This is a genomic window from Chelatococcus sp. CO-6, assembly GCF_001271345.1.
In the GTDB taxonomy this organism is placed as follows: Bacteria; Pseudomonadota; Alphaproteobacteria; order Rhizobiales; family Beijerinckiaceae; genus Chelatococcus_A; species Chelatococcus_A caeni.
Map to the genome: position 1 here is coordinate 1,383,391 of NZ_CP012398.1, position 19,309 is coordinate 1,402,699.

14 protein-coding genes are annotated in these 19,309 nt (G+C 70.6%); 8 read left to right on the forward strand and 6 right to left on the reverse strand.

All coding sequences use genetic code 11. The annotated features are described in order from the left end of the window. Nucleotides 1-103 precede the first annotated feature (103 nt). Together AL346_RS06545 and AL346_RS06550 are read left to right on the forward strand one after the other, a co-directional pair. Nucleotides 104-1,966, forward strand: coding sequence for a methyl-accepting chemotaxis protein (locus AL346_RS06545; protein ID WP_019403875.1), 1,863 nt, complete (start codon nucleotides 104-106; stop codon nucleotides 1,964-1,966). Between the two features lie 113 nt (nucleotides 1,967-2,079). Continuing rightward, complete coding sequence (locus tag AL346_RS06550; protein WP_053193438.1) at nucleotides 2,080-3,048, forward strand: helix-turn-helix domain-containing GNAT family N-acetyltransferase; 969 nt, start codon at nucleotides 2,080-2,082, stop codon at nucleotides 3,046-3,048. Nucleotides 3,049-3,063: 15 nt separating this feature from the next. Here AL346_RS06550 and AL346_RS06555 read toward each other — a convergent pair whose 3' ends face one another. Next, nucleotides 3,064-5,346, reverse strand: coding sequence for an NADP-dependent malic enzyme (locus tag AL346_RS06555; RefSeq protein ID WP_019403873.1), 2,283 nt, complete (start codon nucleotides 5,344-5,346; stop codon nucleotides 3,064-3,066). A gap of 147 nt (nucleotides 5,347-5,493) precedes the next feature. On the opposite strand from AL346_RS06555, the gene mutS reads away from it, so the two are divergent. Continuing rightward, nucleotides 5,494-8,271: a DNA mismatch repair protein MutS gene (gene mutS, locus AL346_RS06560; protein WP_019403872.1), complete on the forward strand. Its 2,778-nt coding sequence runs from the start codon at nucleotides 5,494-5,496 to the stop codon at nucleotides 8,269-8,271. Here mutS and AL346_RS06565 read toward each other — a convergent pair whose 3' ends face one another. Further along, entirely contained in the window at nucleotides 8,272-9,084 is an 813-nt protein-coding gene (locus AL346_RS06565; RefSeq protein ID WP_019403871.1) for a hypothetical protein, read from the reverse strand. Nucleotides 9,085-9,293: 209 nt separating this feature from the next. Here AL346_RS06565 and AL346_RS06570 point away from each other — a divergent pair, with 209 nt between their 5' ends. The 3 genes from AL346_RS06570 to AL346_RS06580 all read left to right on the forward strand — a co-directional run bounded on the left by AL346_RS06570 (nucleotide 9,294) and on the right by AL346_RS06580 (nucleotide 14,161). Then, nucleotides 9,294-10,832 carry a YifB family Mg chelatase-like AAA ATPase gene (locus AL346_RS06570; protein WP_019403870.1) on the forward strand — a complete coding sequence of 513 codons (1,539 nt, stop codon included), beginning with the start codon at nucleotides 9,294-9,296 and terminating at the stop codon, nucleotides 10,830-10,832. A gap of 94 nt (nucleotides 10,833-10,926) precedes the next feature. Next, nucleotides 10,927-13,035 carry an ATP-binding protein gene (locus tag AL346_RS06575; RefSeq protein WP_019403869.1) on the forward strand — a complete coding sequence of 703 codons (2,109 nt, stop codon included), beginning with the start codon at nucleotides 10,927-10,929 and terminating at the stop codon, nucleotides 13,033-13,035. A gap of 139 nt (nucleotides 13,036-13,174) precedes the next feature. Next, nucleotides 13,175-14,161: a GNAT family N-acetyltransferase gene (locus AL346_RS06580; protein ID WP_019403868.1), complete on the forward strand. Its 987-nt coding sequence runs from the start codon at nucleotides 13,175-13,177 to the stop codon at nucleotides 14,159-14,161. 6 nt (nucleotides 14,162-14,167) lie between these two features. Here AL346_RS06580 and AL346_RS06585 read toward each other — a convergent pair whose 3' ends face one another. From AL346_RS06585 to AL346_RS06595, 3 genes are read right to left on the reverse strand one after another with little or no spacing between them, the layout of a single operon-like run. Next, a complete protein-coding gene (locus AL346_RS06585; RefSeq protein ID WP_019403867.1) occupies nucleotides 14,168-15,052 on the reverse strand; it encodes an NAD-dependent epimerase/dehydratase family protein in 885 nt (294 codons plus the stop codon). Between the two features lies 1 nt (nucleotide 15,053). Continuing rightward, entirely contained in the window at nucleotides 15,054-16,196 is a 1,143-nt protein-coding gene (queG, locus tag AL346_RS06590; RefSeq protein WP_026015426.1) for a tRNA epoxyqueuosine(34) reductase QueG, read from the reverse strand. Then, entirely contained in the window at nucleotides 16,193-16,888 is a 696-nt protein-coding gene (locus AL346_RS06595; RefSeq protein WP_019403865.1) for a glutathione S-transferase family protein, read from the reverse strand. The genes queG and AL346_RS06595 overlap by 4 nt, the downstream gene beginning before the upstream one ends. A 218-nt stretch (nucleotides 16,889-17,106) precedes the next feature. Between AL346_RS06595 and AL346_RS06600 the strand changes: the two genes are divergently transcribed. Further along, nucleotides 17,107-17,910, forward strand: coding sequence for an undecaprenyl-diphosphate phosphatase (locus AL346_RS06600; protein ID WP_019403864.1), 804 nt, complete (start codon nucleotides 17,107-17,109; stop codon nucleotides 17,908-17,910). A 21-nt stretch (nucleotides 17,911-17,931) separates the two neighbouring features. Here the strand turns inward: AL346_RS06600 and nth are convergent, their stop codons facing one another. Next, nucleotides 17,932-18,720, reverse strand: a complete 789-nt coding sequence (nth, locus tag AL346_RS06605; RefSeq protein WP_040405255.1) for an endonuclease III — start codon at nucleotides 18,718-18,720, stop codon at nucleotides 17,932-17,934. Nucleotides 18,721-18,742: 22 nt separating this feature from the next. Here nth and AL346_RS06610 point away from each other — a divergent pair, with 22 nt between their 5' ends. Beyond that, nucleotides 18,743-19,264 carry a DUF2244 domain-containing protein gene (locus tag AL346_RS06610; RefSeq protein WP_040405254.1) on the forward strand — a complete coding sequence of 174 codons (522 nt, stop codon included), beginning with the start codon at nucleotides 18,743-18,745 and terminating at the stop codon, nucleotides 19,262-19,264. Nucleotides 19,265-19,309: the final 45 nt, after the last annotated feature.

Here is a 19,309-nt window from a genome sequence, read left to right on the forward strand (position 1 = left end):
GAAGATGACGCGGGAACGTGAACGACGGGAGCGGCGGGGCAGGGCTTTGTTTACGCTCCGGGCGTAGTCTCGCTGCCCAGCCGCCATCAAAGCGACGACTGGAATGCCCTCGTTCAACTACTTTCTTCCGTTCGTCGAGAGCGCATCGTTTCTCGTCCTCTCCGCCGTGCTGCTCGCGGTCCTTGCGCCGTCGCTCGCGCGATGGCCGCTCGTCTGGCAGGTGGCGGTCGGCGTCGTCTTCGGCTTCGTCGCGCTGGTCAGCATGCACCGCCCGGTGATGCCGGCGCCGGGCCTGTTCTTCGATGCCCGCAACGTGATGGTGATGCTGGCCGGCCCGGTCGGCGGCATCGTCAGTGCGGTGATCACCGCCGGCATCGCCATGGCGGTGCGGTGGGAGGCGGCGGGGACCGGCCTTGCCGCAGGGCTCATCGGCATCGGCCTCAGCGCCCTGGCCGGCTCGGCCTATCACCTCTTCCTGCGTCGCAGGCAGCGCGGGCTCAACCGGCGCGACCTCCACGTCCTCGGCGCCATGGCCGGCATCCTGCCGCTGTTCAGCCTCGCCGCCCTGCCGACCTGGGAGGCGGCCGCCGACGCTCTCAAGACCATTGCCGCTCCGCATATCGTCGTGAACTGGCTCGGCATCGAGTTCGCCGGGCTGCTCCTGCTGTGGGACCGGGAGCGGCGCTCGGCCGTCCTTGCCCTCGACGAGACCGCGCTGCTGCGGCGGGGCATCGTCGACAATGCGCCGGGCGTGCTGTTCCAGCGCGTGCTGCATCCGGACGGCCGCATTTCCTTCCCGTTCGTCTCCAAGGGCGCCGTCGAGATCTTCGGCATCGAGGCAGCCGAGATCATGAAGAGCGCGGACAACGTCCACCGCCTCGTCCACCCGGAGGATCTCCCGTCCTATCGCGAGGCGCTCGACCTCTCCGCCCGCGACGGCGTGCCGTGCAACGTGCAGATCCGCGTCATCCGGCCCGATGACGGCCGCACCGTCTGGCTGCGCACCCAGGCGACGCCGCGCACCGGCAACAGGGGCGAGATCATCTGGGACGGCTTCGTCATCGACGTGACCGACCGCATCACCGCCGAGGAACTGAAGGCCGAGAACGAGCGCTCGCGCCAGCGTACGCTGCGCGAGCTCGCCGACCGCTTCGAGCACGGCGTGGGGCAGGCGCTGCGCCAGCTCTCGCGCGCCGCCGACGACATGCGGGCGGCCGCCGGCAATCTCGCCACCACGGCGCAGGGCACCAGCCGCAAGGCCACCGAGGTCGCCGCCGACGCGGAGGCGACCTCCGCCCACGTGCGCACCGTGGCCGGCGCGGCCGAGCAGATCCACGCCTCCATCGACGAGCTCACCCGTCAGTCCATGGTCACGGTGGACAAGGCACGCGAGACCTCCGAACACGTCGCGATGACCCGCGCCGACGTCGACGGCCTCGTCGATGCGGTGCAGAAGATCGGCACCATCGTCGAGTTCATCGAGGACATCGCCAACCAGACCAACCTCCTCGCCCTCAACGCCACCATCGAGGCCGCACGCGCCGGCGCCGCCGGCCGGGGCTTTGCGGTCGTGGCGGGCGAGGTCAAGAGCCTCGCCGTGCAGACGAGCAAGGCGACCGCCGAGATCGCCGCCAATATCGAGACCATCCGCAGCGCTTCCGTGGCAGCCGTGCGGGCCGTCGCCTCCATGGACGGCACGGTGGCCGACATCGGCCAGGCCGTTTCCATCGTCGCCGACGTCGCCAAGGCCCAGTCCCGCGCCGCCGAGGAGATCGCCGTCAGCGCCCGCCAGGCGGCCACGAGCACCCAGGCGGTCTCGGGCAATATCGGCGACGTGCGGCTCGACGCCCAGAGCGCCGGCGTCGCCGCCGAGCAGGTGCTGCAGGCGGCGACGGAACTCGACGAGCAGGCGCTCGCCCTCAACGAGGCCGTCGACGCCTTCGTGCGCCAGGTCCGCTCCGCTTAAGCGCCAATTCCGCTCCGCCTGGCGTCACGTCCCTGTCGCTCTCCGTCTCGACAAATTATTTGACTCAGTCAAATAACAGCGGGATGCTGCCGCCATTCGGGAGGATCGGACCCATGGCAACGGCAGCGCTGCGCCAAGACGAAACGGGCGTCGACACGGGCAACACAGTCGAGGATCGCATCGCGGCAGTGCGGCGCTTCAATCGCTTCTACACGCGCGAGATCGGCTTCCTGCACGAGCATCTGCACGACAGCGGCTTCGTGCTCAGCGAGGCCCGCGTGCTCTACGAACTCGCCCATTGCGGGGAGACGACGGCCACGGAGCTGCGCCGCGAGACCGGGCTCGACGCCGGCTATCTCAGCCGCCTGCTGCGCCGCTTCGAGGACAAGGGCCTGCTCGCGCGCCGCCCCTCGCCGGAGGACGGCCGCCAGTCCCTCCTGTCGCTGACGCCGGAGGGGCAGAAGACCTTCGCCCGTCTTGACGCCGCCGCCCGCCGCGAGGTCGGGGCCCTCGTCGCGCCGCTGCCGGAGGACGCGCAGGAGAAACTCGTTGCAGCCATGGCCGCGCTCGAAGGTGTCCTGGGAACCGGCCGCCTCGACCCGGCGCGCCTTGTCCTCAGGCGCCACCGCCCGGGCGACCTCGGCTGGATCGTCGCCCGCCACGGCGCGCTCTACGCCGAGGAATACGGCTGGGACGCAAGCTTCGAGGGGCTCGCCGCCAAGGTGGTCGGCGAGATCGCCGAAAATTTCGATCCCGTGCGCGAGCGCATCTGGATCGCCGAGCACGACGGCGTCAGGCTCGGCTCCATCTGCCTCGTGCGCCAGTCGGACGAGGTGGCGAAGCTGCGGCTGCTCCTCGTCGAGCCGGCGGCGCGCGGCCTCGGCCTCGGCCGGCGGCTCGTGGCGGAATGCATCGCCTTCGCCCGCGCGGCGGGCTATGCCCGCATCACGCTCTGGACCAACGACGTCCTGACCACCGCCCGCGCCATCTATGCCAAGGCCGGCTTCCGCCTCGTCGCCTCCGAGCCGCACCGGAGCTTCGGGCAGGACCTCGTCGGCGAGACCTGGGAACTCGACCTGTAGGGCCGGCCGCGCCCCTCAGCCGCCGACGTTGAAGGCCGCGAGCGCCGCCATGTTGACGATGTCGGTGTCCTTGGCGCCGAGCGGCACGATCTGCACCGGCTTGTCGAGCCCGACGATGAGCGGGCCGATGACCGTGGAGCCGCCGAGCTCCTGCAGCATCTTCGTCGAGATCGAGGCCGAGTGGAACGCCGGCATGACGAGCACGTTCGCCGGCCCGGACAGGCGGCAGAACGGATAGACGCTCATCACGTCGCGGTTGAGCGCGACATCCGCCGCCATCTCGCCGTCGTACTCGAAGTCGCAGCGCCGCCCGTCGAGGATGCGCACCGCCTCCTGCACGCGCTCGGAGCGCTCGCCCGTCGGATGGCCGAAGGTGGAGAAGGCGAGCATGGCGACCCGCGGCTCGTAGCCGAGGCGGCGGGCGACGCCTGCGGCCTCCACCGCGATCTCCGCGAGATCCTTCGCGCCCGGCATCTCCGTGATGGCCGTGTCGGCGACGAGGACGGTGCGCCCGCGCGCCAGCACGATGGAAACGCCGATGACCCGGTGGCCCGGCTTCACGTCGATGACGCGGCGCACGTCCTCGAGCGCGATCGAATAGTTGCGCGTCGTGCCCGTCACCATCGCGTCGGCGTCGCCGAGCGCAACCATGGCGGCGGCGAAGTGGTTGCGGTCCTGGTTGATGAGGCGCTGGCAGTCGCGGAAAAGATAGCCCTTGCGCTGCAGCCGGTCGTAGAGGAACTGCGCATAGGTGGCGTTGCGGTGCGACAGGCGGGCGTTGTGCACCTCGATGCCGTCCTTCGCCTCGAGGTCGATGCCGGCGAGCCGCGCCGTCTCGTAGACGCGCTCCTCGCGCCCGACGAGGATGGCCGTGCCGAGCCCCTGGTTGACGAAGGAGACGGCGGCGCGGATGACCTGCTCCTCCTCGCCCTCGGCGAAGACGACGCGCTTTGGAAAGCGCCTGACGCGCTCGAAGATGCGGTTGAGCGTGCCGGCCACCGGATCGCGCCGGGCCGAGAGCTGCGCCTTGTAGCCGCGCATGTCGACGATCGGCCGCTGCGCCACGCCCGTGTCCATCGCCGCCCGGGCGACGGCGGAAGGCACCACGTGGATGAGGCGCGGATCGAACGGCACGGGAATGATGTAGTCGCGCCCGAAGCGCGGACGCGCGCCCTGGTAGGCGGCCGCCACCTCGTCCGGCACGTCCTCGCGCGCAAGGTCGGCGAGCGCCTGGGCCGCGGCGATCTTCATCTCCATGTTGATGGTCGTCGCCTGCACGTCGAGCGCGCCGCGGAAGATATAGGGAAAGCCGAGGACGTTGTTGACCTGGTTGGGATAGTCCGAGCGGCCCGTCGCCATGATGGCGTCGTCGCGGATGGCCGCGACCTCCTCCGGCAGGATCTCCGGGTCCGGGTTCGCCATGGCGAAGATGATGGGGTTCGGCGCCATGGAGGCGATCATCTCCGCCGTCAGCGCCCCCTTGGCGGAGAGGCCGAAGACGACGTCGGCGCCGTCGAGCGCGTCGGCGAGGCTGCGCGCCTTCGTCTCGGCGGCATGGGCCGACTTCCACTGGTTCATGCCCTCCTGGCGGCCCTTGTAGACGACGCCCTTGGTATCGCACAGGATGACGTTGTTGGGCGCGAAGCCCATGGCCTTGATGAGCTCCGCGCAGGCGATGCCGGCGGAGCCGGCGCCGTTGATCACGAGCCGCGTCGACTTCACGTCCCGGCCGGTCAGGTGCAGCGCGTTGATGAGCCCCGCCGCGGCGATGATGGCCGTGCCGTGCTGGTCGTCGTGGAAGACCGGGATGTCCATCAGTTCGCGCAGGCGCTCTTCGATGATGAAGCAGTCCGGCGCCTTGATGTCCTCGAGGTTGATGCCGCCGAAGGAGGGCCCGAGATAGCGCACCGCGTTGATGAAGGCGTCCGGGTCCTCGGTGTCGACCTCGAGGTCGATCGAATCGACGTCGGCGAAGCGCTTGAAGAGGACCGACTTGCCTTCCATCACCGGCTTGGAGGCGAGCGCCCCGAGATTGCCGAGGCCGAGGATGGCGGTGCCGTTGGAGATGACGGCGACGAGATTGCCCTTGGTCGTGTAGTCGTAGGCGACGCTCGGATCCTCGTGGATCGCCTTCACCGGCACGGCGACGCCCGGCGAATAGGCGAGCGAGAGGTCCCGCTGGGTCGCCATGGGCTTGGTGGGCACCACCTCGAGCTTGCCGGGCCGCCCCTGCGAATGGAATTGCAGGGCTTCCTGGTCGGTGAAGGTCGGGCGGGAGCGGCGCTTGGCAGTGTCCATCGTTTTCTTGTCTCGGGCGTTTCCTGTCGGGGCGAGACCTTACGGCAGTCGCGCGATGCCCCTCAAGCGAAGTTCTCCACGATTTCTGCAAAACATCCATGCAACGGTGGATGAAACACCCGTGCGGCTCTGCTAGCGTCCCCGCCCATGAGCCGGGAAGTCAGCGCCGCGACGGATGATCTGGAGCAGACGGGCGGCAGCGCCGCCGCGCCTGCCGCCACGCGCGAGGCTGCGCGCTCCGAGGCCGAGCCCCAGCGCATGACGCCGATGATGGCGCAGTATGTGGAGATCAAGGCCGCGCATGCGGACTGCCTCCTCTTCTACCGCATGGGCGATTTCTACGAGCTCTTCTTCGAGGATGCCGAGATCGCCTCGCGCACCCTCGGGATCGTCCTGACGAAGCGCGGCAAGCACCTCGGCGAGGACATCCCCATGTGCGGCGTGCCGGTGGAGCGCGCCGAGGACTACCTGCAGCGCCTCATCGCCGCCGGCCACCGCGTCGCCGTCTGCGAGCAGACGGAGGACCCCGCCGAGGCGAGGAAGCGCGGCGGCAAGTCCGTCGTGCAGCGCGGCGTCGTGCGCCTCGTCACGCCCGGCACCATCACCGAGGACAGCCTGCTCGACCCGGCGCGGGCCAACCTCCTCGTCGCCCTCGCCCGCCGCCGCACCGGCGAGGACAGCTACGCCTACGGCCTCGCCGCCATCGACATCTCCACCGGCCGCTTCACCGTGACGGAGACCGCCGCCGCCGGGCTGTCGGCCGAGATCGCGCGGCTCGACCCGCGCGAGATCGTGGTGCCGGACACGATCTACGACGAGCCGACGCTGCGTGACCTGTGGCGCGAGCAGCGCGCCGCCGTCACGCCCCTGGCGCGCGACGGGCTCGATCCGGCCTCCGCCGAGCGGCGGCTGAAGGATTTCTTCGGCGTCGCCAGCCTCGACGCCTTCGGCGCCTTCTCGCGCGCCGAGATCGCCGCGGCGGCCGCCGCCCTCGCCTATGTCGAGCGCACGCAGCTTGCCGCCCGCCCGCCCTTGTCGCCGCCGCGCAGCGAGGATGTCTCCGGCACGCTCTCCATCGATGCGGCGACGCGCGCCAATCTCGAACTGATGCGCACCCTGTCGGGCGAGCGGAGCGGCAGCCTCGTTTCGACCATCGACCGCACGGTGACGCCGGGCGGCGGGCGCCTCCTCGCCGAGCGGCTCGCGAGCCCGCTGACGAGCGTCGCCGCGATCCGTGCCCGCCACGACGCCGTGGCCTTCCTCCTCGGCGAGCGGCCGCTGCGCGAGCGCCTGCGCCAGGCGCTCTCCGCGGTGCCAGACATCGCCCGTGCCCTGTCGCGCCTGACGCTCGGCCGCGGCGGCCCGCGCGACCTCGCCGCCGTGCGCGACGGGCTCGTGGCGGCGGAGGCGATCGCCTCCCTCCTCGCCAACGCCGCCCCGCCCGCGGAACTGGCGGCCGCCGCCGACGCGATGCGCGGCGTCGCGCCGGGCCTCGCCGAAAACCTCTCCACCGCCCTCGCCGACGAGCTGCCGCTCCTGAAGCGCGACGGCGGCTTCGTGCGCGAGGGCTATGACGGGACGCTCGACGAGGCGCGCGTGCTGCAGGTCGATTCGCGCCGCTTCATCGCCGCCCTGCAGGCCCGCTATGTCAACGAGACCGGCTGCCGGACGCTCAAGGTCAAGCACAACAACGTCATCGGCTATTTCGTCGAGGTGCCGCCGGCCGTCGGCGAGGACCTCGTCAAGCCGCCGCACAACGCCACTTTCGTGCACCGCCAGACCATGGCGGGGGCCATGCGCTTCTCCACGGTCGAACTCGGCGAGCTCGAAGCCCGCATCGCCTCGGCGGCGGAACGCGCGCTCGGCATTGAGCTTGCCGTCTTCGAGCGGCTCGGCGATGCCGTGATCGGGGCGGGCGAAGCCATCAAGCGTGCTGCCGAGGCGCTCTCCATCGTCGATGTCACGGCGGCGCTCGCGCTTCTTGCCGACGACCTCGGCTGGACGCGCCCCACCGTCGACGACAGCCTCGCCTTCTCCATCGCCGCCGGGCGCCATCCGGTGGTCGAGGCGGCGCTGAAGCGCGCGGGCCAGACCTTCGTCGCCAACGACTGCGCGCTCTCGCCGCCCGAGGGCGAGAAGGCCGGCCGCATCACCCTCGTCACCGGCCCCAACATGGCCGGCAAGTCGACCTTCCTGCGCCAGAACGCGCTCATCGTCGTGCTCGCCCAGATGGGCGCCTTCGTGCCGGCGGCGCGGGCCCATATCGGCATCGTCGACAAGCTGTTCTCGCGCGTCGGCGCCGCCGACGACCTCGCCCGCGGGCGCTCGACCTTCATGGTCGAGATGATCGAGACCGCCGCCATCCTCAACCAGGCGGGCGAGCGCGCGCTCGTCATCCTCGACGAGATCGGCCGCGGCACGGCGACCTTCGATGGCCTGTCCATCGCCTGGGCGGCGATCGAGCACCTGCACGAGATCAACCGCTGCCGCTCGCTCTTCGCGACCCACTATCACGAGCTCACCGCGCTCGCCGAGCGCATGGCCCGCGTCGAGAACGCAACCGTCCGGGTGAGCGAATGGAAGGGCGACGTCGTCTTCCTGCACGAGGTCATCCCCGGCGCGGCCGACCGTTCCTACGGCATCCAGGTGGCGAAGCTCGCCGGCCTGCCGTCCCCGGTCATCGCGCGCGCCCGCGCCATCCTCGACGAGCTGGAGAAGACCGAGCGCGAGAAGCCCGTCGCCACCCTCGTCGACGACCTGCCGCTCTTCGCCGCCGTGCCGGCACGCCCCGCCGCCGCCGCGGCGCAGAAGGACGAGCTCGGCGAAGCGCTCGACGGCGTCGATCCGGACGAGATGTCACCCCGCGAGGCGCTCGAGGCGCTCTATCGCCTCAAGGCGCTGCGGGCCGAACGCGACCGTCACTAGTCAGGCCGCCGCCGCGACCCGGCGCAACCGCCTCAGCCGCAGCGTGAAGAGCATGCCGTTCCAGGCAACGCAGATGGCGAGGCCGATCAGCAGCGCAGCGGTCGATCCGAGCGGCACGGCGGCAAGGTGCACCGCCGTCAGCGCGGCGGCGAAGCCGGCAAGTCCGTAGACGCTGCTCGCCGCGACGGCACCGGCCGCCGGCCCGCCGATGGCCCGGTGCGTGACGACGAGAATGCTCGAGATGACGATGGGGAAGAGGGCGAGAATGCCCGAGGCGACCGCCCCGATATGCCAGCTGACGACGCTGAGAACGCCCACGAGCGTCGCGACGGCGAGCGCGCGCAGCATCAGGTCGACCGGACGGGGACCATCCGAGGCCGGAATCACGACCCGCGAGAAGCGCCGCGCCAGCGGCACCCCCACGGCAAGGGCCGCGGCATTGACGAGCAGGCCGAACCACAGCGGCGGCGTCATCGTGCGGATGGCGAGGGCGGCGAGGAGCCACACGCCGATCGCCCCGGCGATGCTGCCGAGCCCACCCGCGCCACGCCGGGCGAGCACCGCATAGGTCATGGCGAAGATCACCGTGACGGCGTTGATGCTGACGCTGCCGACCGCGCTCTCGGCGATGAAGGCCGGGCCGTGGTCCATGGCGAGCACGACATAGGCCGGGCCGGCCGAGATCGGCAGCGTCGCGATCAGGCCGCCGACGAAGGGCCCCGCCTTCTGCGCCGCGAGCGAGCCGGAGACCACGATCGCGGCGACGAGCACCATCTTGACCGGCAGCGCCAGGAGCGCGGCATCGAATTCCATGTCCCGGACCTTCATCCCCGACGGCGCGCAGCAGCCGCCGGACAAGGGCATAGCGCGTTGGGGCGGGCGAAGCCCGCGACGTCTTTGCAACCCTGCCCTGCCGCCGCCGAAAGCGGATACCGCCGCAATGGCGCCGGCTTTTGTTCTCTTCCTGTTCTTGAGCGGGACCGCGATCGCCGCTAAGGTGCGCCCGGGCCGGGGGAAAGAGCATGGTGGCGAGGGTCGCGACGGTCGCGTTCGAGGGCATCGAGGCACGCGCGGTCGACGTGCAGGTGCAGATCGCACCGGGCAATGTGGCCTTCACCATCGTCGGCCTGCCCGACAAGGCGGTGGCCGAGAGCCGCGAGCGCGTGCGCTCGGCCCTGATGGCGGCGGGGCTCGCTTTGCCGGCCAAGCGCATCACCGTCAATCTCGCCCCGGCCGACCTGCCCAAGGAGGGCTCGCACTACGACCTGCCCATCGCCCTCGCCGTGATGGCCGCCATCGGCGCGGTGCCTGCGGATGCCCTTGCCGGCTATACGGTGCTCGGCGAGCTCGCGCTCGATGCGTCGGTCACGGCCGTCGCCGGCGTGCTGCCGGCGGCGATCGCCGCCAATGCGCGCGGGCACGGCCTCATCTGCCCGGCCGCCTGCGGCCCCGAGGCGGCCTGGGCGAGCGGCGATCTCGACATCCTCGCCCCGCGCTCCCTCGTCCAGCTCGCCAACCACTTCAAGGGCACGCAGGTCATGGCCCGGCCCGAGCCCGCGGTGGCGCGCCCCGGCGCCGACCTGCCGGACTTGAGGGACATCAAGGGCCAGGAAAGCGCCAAGCGGGCGCTGGAGATCGCCGCCGCCGGCGGCCACAACCTGCTCATGAACGGCCCGCCCGGCGCCGGCAAGTCGATGCTGGCGCAGCGCCTGCCCTCCATCCTGCCGCCGCTCGCCCCGGCCGAGCTGCTCGAAGTCTCGATGATCCAGTCCGTCGCCGGCCTTCTCGCCGAGGGCGCCCTGACGGATCGCCGGCCCTTTCGCGCACCGCACCATTCCGCCTCCATGGCCGCGCTCGTCGGCGGCGGCCTGAGGGCGCGGCCCGGCGAGGTCTCGCTCGCCCACCATGGCGTGCTCTTCCTCGACGAATTGCCCGAGTTCCAGCCCCAGGTGCTCGACAGCCTGCGCCAGCCGCTGGAGAGCGGCGAGGTACTGATCTCGCGCGCCAACCACCGCGTCAGCTATCCGGCCCGCTTCCAGCTCGTCGCCGCCATGAACCCCTGCCGCTGCGGCCGCGCCACGGAGCCTGGCTTCGCTTGCCGGCGCTCGCCCAACGAGCGCTGCATGGCGCAGTACCAGACGCGGCTGTCCGGCCCGCTGATCGACCGCATCGACCTCGTCATCGAGGTGCCGGCCGTCACGGCGGCGGATCTCATCCTGCCGCCGCCGGCCGAGGGTTCGGCGGAAGTGGCGCGGCGTGTCGCGCGCGCCCGTGCCGTGCAGAGCGCCCGCTATTCCGCGCTCGGCCTCGCCGAGGTCACCACCAATGCCCGCTGCCCCGTGCCGGTGCTCGAGGAGGTGGCGCGGCCGGACGATGCCGGCCTTGCCCTCATTCGCGAAGCGGCCGACGCCATGCGCCTCACCGCCCGCGGCTATCACCGGGTGCTGAAGGTGGCGCGCACCCTCGCCGATCTCGACGGCGAGGAACGGGTCGGGCGCCTGCATCTCGCCGAAGCCCTGTCCTACCGAACGGCGCTCGAGCGGCTCGCCGTGCCGGCCTGAACCGCTTAACGGGCGATTCAGCACGCCTGCCAACGCAATCTCAACGCCTCCATGGGAGTTTGCGCAGCAACGAAAAGCTGAGCTGATCCGCCCGATGGACCTTCTGACCACCTCTCATGACCTCGTGACCGGCGCCGCCGCGCTGATCGTGGTCGCGACCGTGGTGTGGCTCATCGCCCGGCGCCGCAGGACCCTTCTCGCCCAGATCGACCGGCTGGAAGCCGAGATCGAGACGCTGCACGATTCGGTCTGGGAACTGTCCGAAAGTCGCGAGCACTACCGCAGCCTCGTCGAGGCGCAGGGTGACGTCATCGTCCGCCGCGCCCAGGACGGGCGCATCATCTACTGCAACGACGCCTTCGCGCGCCTCGCCGGCCGGTCGCGCGAGGAGCTCGTCGGCAGCCACTGGCAGCCGGTCGTGCGCGAGATCAGCGACGTGCGCCTGTCGACGACGGGCGCGCGCATCTTCGACGAGGCCATCGACTTCCGCAGCGGCATCGTCTGGATCTCGTGGATCGAGACCCTCGCCATCGGCGACAGCGGCGCCGAGCGCCAGCGCGTCGGCCGCGACGTGACGAGCCGCGTCGCCGCCGAGCACGACCTGCTCGACGCGCGCCACCGCGCCGAGGCGGCGAGCGAGGCCAAGTCCCGCTTCCTCGCCACCGTCAGCCACGAGGTGCGCACGCCGCTCAACGGCATCCTCGGCATGGCCGATCTCCTCGCCGACACGCGCCTCGATCCCGAACAGGCCACCTATGTGCGCGCCGTCAAGACCTCGGGCGAGGTGCTCCTGTCGCTCATCGACGACATCCTCGACTTCTCCAAGATCGAGGCCGGCAAGATCGCCCTCGTGCAGGAGCCGTTCGACCTGCGCAGCCTCGTCGAGAACGTCGTCGAGCTCCTGGCCCCGCGGGCGCAGGGCAAGGGCATCGAAATCGCGAGCTTCATCGCGCCCGACCTGCCGGCACTCGTCATGGGCGACCGCGACCGCCTGCGCCAGGTGCTGATGAACCTTGCCGGCAACGCAGTGAAGTTCACCGACCAGGGCGGCGTCGGCGTCAGCATCGAGGTTGAGGCCGACGGGCACATCGCCTTCAGCGTCGCCGACACCGGCCCCGGCATCCCCAAGAGCCGCCAGGATGCGGTCTTCCGCGAGTTCGAGCAGGTCGACGACACCGCGAGCCGCCGCCATGGCGGCACGGGGCTCGGCCTCGCCATCTGCCGCCACATCGTCGAGCGCATGGGCGGCACCATCACCGTCGAGAGCGAGGAGGGCCGCGGCGCCACCTTCCGCTTCGCCATCGCCCTCGCGAGCGTCGGCGGCGACAGCCGACCCGCGCTGCCTCCGCCGACGCAGGTCGACCTCTCCGGCAAGCGCGTGCTCATCATCGCCCATTCGCCCTTCGAGGCACCCTTCATCGCGCGCCGGCTCGCGGCGGCCGGGGCGGGCGCCGAGATTCGCGAAAGCGAAGAGGCCGCGAGCGCGGCGATGGCGGCGGGCGGCTACGACGTCGTCCTCACCGACTGCGCGCTCGGCGAGGAAGCGGCGCGGCGCCTCGCCACCCTCGCCCGGCGCTCCGGCGTGCGGCGCAGCCTCGTCCTCCTCTCGCCCTTCGAGCGGCGCGAGTTCGGCCCGCCGGCCGCCGCCGGCTTCGACGGCTATCTGGTAAAACCGGTGCGCGCCCTGTCCCTGATGCAGCAGATCGCGCACGAGCCCGCCGCGCTGCCGCCGCAGCAGACCTATTCGGCGCAGGCCCAGGCACTGCCCCGGGCGGGCGAGGGCGAGCCGCGCCGGCGACGCGTCCTCCTCGCCGAGGACAACGAGATCAACGCCCTGCTCGCCCTCAAGCTTCTCGAAGGGGCGGGGGCCGAGACGCTCTGGGTGCGCGACGGCGTCAAGGCCGTCGCTGCGATGCGGCGGGTGCTCGCCGGCCACGAGGAGCCCTTCGACCTCGTCCTGATGGACGCGCGAATGCCCGAGATGGACGGGCTCGAAGCGGTGCGCCGCATCCGCGCCGCGGAGGCCGCCCATCCCCGCCCGGTCCATGCGCGAATCGTCATGTTGACGGCTAACGCCTTCGCCGAGGACCGCGCCGCGGCCATGGCGGCGGGAGCGGACGGCTTTCTTGCCAAACCGTTTGAACGCCAGAAAATTCAAGAACTTGTCGAGGGCGCGGATGCCACCGGCGCGGCACGGGCCTGAGCCTGTCGCCCCATCTCGTCGTTGTCACAAAACTTTCCGAGGCTTATGGTTCCGTTAAGATATGCGGCGGAATGGCTGCGTCGGCAAACCGGCGCGCCGGGCTGACGACGCCGCTTTCGGGGCAGACGGTCTGGGGCTCATGGTTTACGATCCGACACAGGTGAAGACCTCGCAAGGGGCCGCGCAACCCGACATCATCCGGGTCGCGCCGCGCGGCTTTACGAACATGCTGCGCCCCAGCAACTGGGGGGCCGCGACGGCGAATGCGCTCCTGCCGTTCCGCGCGCCGGCCCCGGCCGATGCCGGCGGTTTGCCGACCATCCTCGGGCGCCTCGGCTCGCTCGAGGTGCGCCTCGCCCGCACCCGCAAGGAGATCAAGCAGGCGCAACGGCTGCGTTTCCGCGTCTTCTACGAGGAGATGTCGGCGCTGCCGAACGCGACGTCCATGCTGTCGCGGCGCGACATCGACGAGTACGACGCCATCTGCGACCACCTGCTCGTGCTCGATTACGACGTGCCGAAGAAGGCCTTCCGCAACCCCAAGCCGCAGGTGGTCGGCACCTACCGCCTGCTCCGGCAGGAGGTGGCCGACCGGCACTGGGGCTTCTACACGGCCGGCGAGTTCGACATCCAGCCGCTGATCGACGCCAATCCCGGCAAGCGCTTCCTGGAGCTCGGCCGCTCCTGCGTGCTGAAGCCCTATCGCAACAAGCGCACCGTCGAACTGCTGTGGCACGGCATCTGGACCTACGTGCTGCACCACCGCATCGACGTGATGCTGGGCTGCGCCAGCCTCGAAGGCACCAATCCCGACCAGATGGCCCTGCAGCTCAGCTTCCTGCACCATTTCGCCCGCGCGCCGGAGAACTGGCGGGCGAACGCGCTCACCGGCCGCGGCGTCGCCATGGACCGGCTGCCGAAGGAGGCGGTCGACCCCAAGGCCGCGCTGCATGCGCTGCCACCGCTCGTCAAGGGTTACCTGCGCCTCGGCGCCTCCATCGGCGAGGGGGCCGTGATCGACCATCAGTTCGGCACCACGGACGTGCTGGTGGTGCTGCCCGTCGAGGCGATCAATCCGCGCTACATCGGCCACTTCGGCCCGGCCGCGAACCGCCATGCCGCCTGACGGGGTTCAGCCCCGCCCGGCGAGCTCCGCCCGCGCCAGCGCCGCAATCCCCTCGCGATAGGTGGGATAGGCGAGCGACACGCCGAGTTCCTCGCGCAGGCGGCGGTTGGAGACGCGGCGGTTGTCGGCATAGAAGCTGCGCGCCATCGGCGACAGCTCGGCCTCCGCGAAGGGCACCTCCGGCGGCGGCGCGATGCCGGCGAGTTCGGCCGCATAGGTGACGACGTCCTGCGGCGGCGCCGGCTCGTCATCGGCGACGTTGTAGATCGCCCCGGGCGACGGCCGCGCGAGCGAGGCGGCGAGCGCGGCGGCGATGTCCTCCACATGGATCCGGTTGAACACCTGGCCGGGCTTGATGATCCGCTGCGCCTCGCCGCGCAGGAGCTTGGCGAGCGGGCTGCGCCCCGGCCCGTAGATGCCGGCGAGCCGGAAGACCTGCACCGCCTTGCCCGTCTCGCGACCGAGCGCCAGCCACGCCTCTTCCGCAAGGACGCGCTGGCGCGTGCGCCCCATGGAGGCGTTGAGCGGCGCGCTCTCGTCCACCCAGGCGCCGCCGTGGTCGCCATAGACCCCGACGGTGGACAGATAGGCGATCCACCTGAGCCTCGGCGCCCGCGCGATCGCCTCGCGCGCGGCCGCCAGCACCACGTCCCCCTCCGGCCCCGGCGCGATGCTGACGATGAGCGCATCCGCCTCCGCGAGCGCAGCGGCCGCAGCCTCCGGCAGGCGCCCGTCCGCGAAGACGAAGGCCTCGACCCCGCCCGGCGCCGCATTGACCGCGGCCGCCTTCTCGGTGCTGCGCACCGTTCCCGAGACGCGGTCGAAGCGTTCGCGGTACCGGGCCACGAAATGGCCGGCGCCGTAGCCGAGACCGAAGACGAACAGGTTCACGTCAGCCCTCCCCGGCGCTCTCGCCGAGCGCCAAACGCCATTCCTCGCGCACGCCCATATCCTCCTCCCCGTCCATGCGGGTCGCAGCGAGCGCCGTGAAATCCTCCGCCGGCAGCACCCGCGACAGGGCCCACACGGCCGTGCCGCGGATCAGCGCGGAGGGGTCGTCGAGGAGAGGGAAGGCCGATTCCGCGAGTTCCGGCAAGCCGGAATTGCCGATGGCGACGAGCACGTTGCGGATGAAGCGCTCGCGTCCCGCGCGCTTCACCGGCGAGCCGGCGAAGAGCTGGCGGAAGGCGGCATCGTCGAGCCGCGCGAGCGCGGCGAGCGACGGCGCCGTCAGCTCCGGCCGGGCGGCGAGGCGCGCCTCCCGCGCTTCCCGCGCGAACTTGTTCCACGGGCAGACGGCGAGGCAGTCGTCGCAGCCGAAGACGCGGTTGCCCATCAGGGGGCGCAGGTCGCGCGGGATCGGCCCCTTGTGCTCGATGGTGAGATACGAGATGCAGCGCCGCGCATCGAGCACGTAGGGCGCCGGGAAGGCCGCCGTCGGGCAGATGTCGAGGCAGCGCCGGCACGAGCCGCAATGGTCCTCTTCCGGCGCGTCGGCCGGCAGCTCGGCCGTCGTGAAGATGGCGCCGAGGAAGAGCCAGCTGCCGAAGGTGCGCGAGACGAGCACCGTGTGCTTGCCCTGCCAGCCGAGGCCGGCCGCCTCGGCGAGCGGCTTCTCCATCACCGGCGCGGTGTCGACGAAGACCTTGACGTCCGCCCCGCCCGCGGAAGCGAGGAGCGAGGCCACCTGCTTGAGCTTGCCCTTGATGATGTCGTGATAGTCGCGGTTGCGGGCATAGACCGAGATGGTCGCCCGCTCGGGCCGCGCGAGATTGGCCAGCGGATCCTCGGCGGGACCGTAGTTCATGCCGAGGAGGATGATGGAGCGCACCTCCGGCCAGAGCCGCGCCGGGTCGGCGCGCTCGTCGGCCCTGTCGGCCATCCACGCCATGCTGCCCTGGCGCCCTTCGGCGAGCCACGCGCCGAGCCTTTCCGGCAGTTGCGGCACGGCGGCCGGATGCGTGACCTTGAGGACGTCGAAGCCCTCGGCCGCGGCCCGTGCGGCAACGGCGCGCCTGAGCGCCTCGCCCGTCAGAAATCGAGATCCGCGTAGTGGGCGGCCGGCGCCATGCCCGGCACCCTGTCGTTCAGCAGCGTCCGGAAGGACGGCCGCGATTTCACCCGTGCGTACCACGCCTTCGCCGTTTCGTCCTCGTCCCAGGGCACATCGCCCAGATAGTCGGCGCAGGACAGATGCGCCGCCGCCGCGAGGTCGGCATAGGTGAGCTGCGCGCCCGCCAGCCAGTTCCGCTTCGCGGCAAGGAAGCCGATGTATTTCAGATGATAGCGGACATTGCTGCGCGCCGCACGGATGGCGCTCATGTCCGGCGGCCCGCCGCCGGCATCCGCGCCCATGAAGCGCTTGTAGATCTTCTCGGTGACGAGATAGCCCGACACCTCCTCGAAGAACTTCTGGTGGAACCACTCCATCAGCCGCCGCACCTCGACCCGGTCGGCGACCGTCTGCGGCAGAAGGCGGCGCATGGCGTCGAGCCCGCCGCTCCGCGTTTCGTCGAGATATTCGGCGATGACGGAGGCGCCGGGCACCACGAGCCCCTGCTCCTCCACCAGCACGGGCACGAGCCCGGCGGGGTTGAGCACCAGGAATTCGGTGCGCCGCTCCCACGGCTTTTCCTCCACCACGGACGGTTCGGCGCCGATCTCGCCGAAGATGAGCCGGATGAAACGGGAGTGCGGACAGAAGGGATAGTGATGCAGGGTCGCCATGATACGCGCGGACTATGCTCACAGACAGGCGGCAATAAGGCAGAAGCGGTCACCTGCCGGCATATCCGCGCGCCGCAGACCGGCTGGCACGATGGCCGCTCCCCGTATAGAACCGCTGCCGGGCTGACACAACTCGATTCGCTTTCCGGGGACGGGCCGTCCCCGCCCCGTCCCGCAACTCTTCACAGCCCGCCCACAACCTGCCGCAGGACCGCCGCATGACTCTCACGGACGCCCTCGAAGCACTCGTGCTCGGCCTCGTCGAAGGCCTGACGGAGTTCATTCCGGTGTCCTCGACGGGCCACCTGCTGCTGCTCGGCCATTTCATCGGCTTCGAATCGAACGGCAAGACCTTCGAGGTGCTGATCCAGCTCGGCGCCATCCTCGCCATCCTCTCGGTCTATTTCAGCAAGCTCCTCCTCATCGCCCGCGGCCTGCCGACGGACCCCGGCATGCGCCGCTTCGTCCTCGGCGTCCTCATCGGCTTCCTGCCGGCGGCGATCATCGGCGCCCTCCTGCACGGCTTCATCAAGGAAGTGCTGTTCGATCCGACGATCGTCTGCATCTCGCTCATCGTCGGCGGCGTGGTGCTGCTCGCCGTCGACGGGCTGACGCTGAAGGTCGAGCACCGGGACGCCATGCACTACCCGCTGCCGATGTATCTCAAGATCGGCATCTGCCAGTGCCTGGCCATGATCCCCGGCGTGTCGCGCTCGGGCGCCACCATCGTCAGCGCCATGCTGATGGGCGCCGACAAGCGCTCGGCGGCGGAGTTCTCCTTCTTCCTCGCCATGCCGACCATGGCGGGCGCCTTCGCCTACGACCTCCTGAAGAACTACAAGAATCTCAGCTTCAACGACGGCGCGCTCATCGTCGTCGGCTTCATCTCGGCCTTCGTCGCCGGCCTCTTCGTGGTGCGCTCGCTGCTCAACTTCGTCTCGCGGCACGGCTTCGCGGTCTTCGGCTGGTGGCGCATCGTCGTCGGCGCCGCGGGCCTCGCCGGGCTTCTCGTCTACGGCTGAGCCGTCGCATCGTTTGTCGCCTCAGATCGTCTTGGCCTCGTAGCGGCACAGGTCGTTGATGAGGCAGCGGCCGCAATCCGGCTTGCGCGCCTTGCAGACGTAGCGCCCGTGCAGGATGAGCCAATGATGGGCGTGGCGCCTGTAGGGCTCGGGCACGATTTTCTCGAGGCCGAGCTCCACCGCGAGCGGCGTCTTGCCCGGGGCGAGCGGGATGCGGTTGGCGACACGGAAGAGATGCGTATCGACGGCGATGGTCGGCGCGCCGAAGGCGATGTTCATGACCACGTTCGCCGTCTTGCGGCCGACACCCGGCAGGGTCTCGAGCTCCTCGCGCGAGCGCGGCACCTCGCCGCCGAAACGCTCGATGAGCTGGCGCGACAGGGCGATGACGTTCTTCGCCTTGTTGCGGTAGAGGCCGATGGTCTTGATGGCCTCGCGCAGCCGCTCCTCGCCGAGGGCGAGCATCTTTTCCGGCGTGTCGGCAATGGCGAAGAGCGGGCGCGTCGCCTTGTTGACGCCGACGTCCGTCGCCTGGGCCGACAGCGCGACCGCGACGAGCAAGGTGTAGGGATTGACGTATTCGAGCTCGCCCCTGGGCTCGGGATTGGCGTCGTGGAAGCGCCGGAAGATCTCGGCGACGGTCGCCGCATCCGGCACGGCCGGGCCCTTCCCGCCCTTGCCGGCGCGGGCCGACGCCGTCTTGGCCGCCCTCTTGGCCGGCGCCTTTCTGGACGCACCGGCGGCCTTCGCCTGCCGGGGTTTGGAATTCGCCGGGCCGCCGGCGGGGGAAGAAGGGTGCTTCACGCGCATGCCGGTCCTATAATGGACGGCGATGACGAGCTTCAAGCACTCTCTCCCGCTGGGGCCGGAAGCGGTGAGCGATCCCGCGGCCGAGCCGCTGTTCTGCGCGCTCATCACGCCGCACCGCTCGCTGGGGCACAACGCCTTTAGGCTGGTCATGACGCTGATGTGCGTCGCGACCTTCGTCTCCAGCGTTCCCTTCATGCTCGCCGGCGCCTGGCCGGTCGCAGCCTTCTTCGGCCTCGACCTTCTCGCCATCTATCTCGCCTTCCGCGTCAATTTCCGCCGCGCCCGCAGCTTCGAGGAAGTTTTCCTGACGCGGATCGAGCTTCTCCTGCGCAAGGTCGGCCACCGCGGTGACCGGCGCGAGTGGCGATTCAACCCGGCCTGGACCCGGCTCGAGCGCGTCAGCGACGAGGATTTCGGCCTGCAGCGCCTGACGGTCGTGTCGCGCGGCGAGAGTGTCCCTGTGGCAAACGCCTTGTCGGCCAGCGAGAAGGCGGACTTCGCCGATGCCTTCTCGGCCGCTCTCAGGACTGCGAAGCGTGGATGAGCCTTCCACGCGGCCATGGTTGGAACGGATCGGCTTTGCCGCTAT

Bases quoted from the DNA above. Each gene is read 5' to 3' on its own strand.
- AL346_RS06600 (WP_019403864.1), top strand. From the start codon at position 17,107: ATGACTCTCACGGACGCCCTCGAAGCACTCGTGCTCGGCCTCGTCGAA.
- AL346_RS06550 (WP_053193438.1), top strand. From the start codon at position 2,080: ATGGCAACGGCAGCGCTGCGCCAAGACGAAACGGGCGTCGACACGGGC.
- AL346_RS06545 (WP_019403875.1), top strand. From the start codon at position 104: ATGCCCTCGTTCAACTACTTTCTTCCGTTCGTCGAGAGCGCATCGTTT.
- AL346_RS06555 (WP_019403873.1), bottom strand. From the start codon at position 5,346: ATGGACACTGCCAAGCGCCGCTCCCGCCCGACCTTCACCGACCAGGAA.
- AL346_RS06595 (WP_019403865.1), bottom strand. From the start codon at position 16,888: ATGGCGACCCTGCATCACTATCCCTTCTGTCCGCACTCCCGTTTCATC.
- AL346_RS06565 (WP_019403871.1), bottom strand. From the start codon at position 9,084: ATGGAATTCGATGCCGCGCTCCTGGCGCTGCCGGTCAAGATGGTGCTC.
- AL346_RS06575 (WP_019403869.1), top strand. From the start codon at position 10,927: ATGGACCTTCTGACCACCTCTCATGACCTCGTGACCGGCGCCGCCGCG.
- AL346_RS06610 (WP_040405254.1), top strand. From the start codon at position 18,743: ATGACGAGCTTCAAGCACTCTCTCCCGCTGGGGCCGGAAGCGGTGAGC.
- AL346_RS06580 (WP_019403868.1), top strand. From the start codon at position 13,175: ATGGTTTACGATCCGACACAGGTGAAGACCTCGCAAGGGGCCGCGCAA.
- nth (WP_040405255.1), bottom strand. From the start codon at position 18,720: ATGCGCGTGAAGCACCCTTCTTCCCCCGCCGGCGGCCCGGCGAATTCC.
- mutS (WP_019403872.1), top strand. From the start codon at position 5,494: ATGAGCCGGGAAGTCAGCGCCGCGACGGATGATCTGGAGCAGACGGGC.
- AL346_RS06570 (WP_019403870.1), top strand. From the start codon at position 9,294: ATGGTGGCGAGGGTCGCGACGGTCGCGTTCGAGGGCATCGAGGCACGC.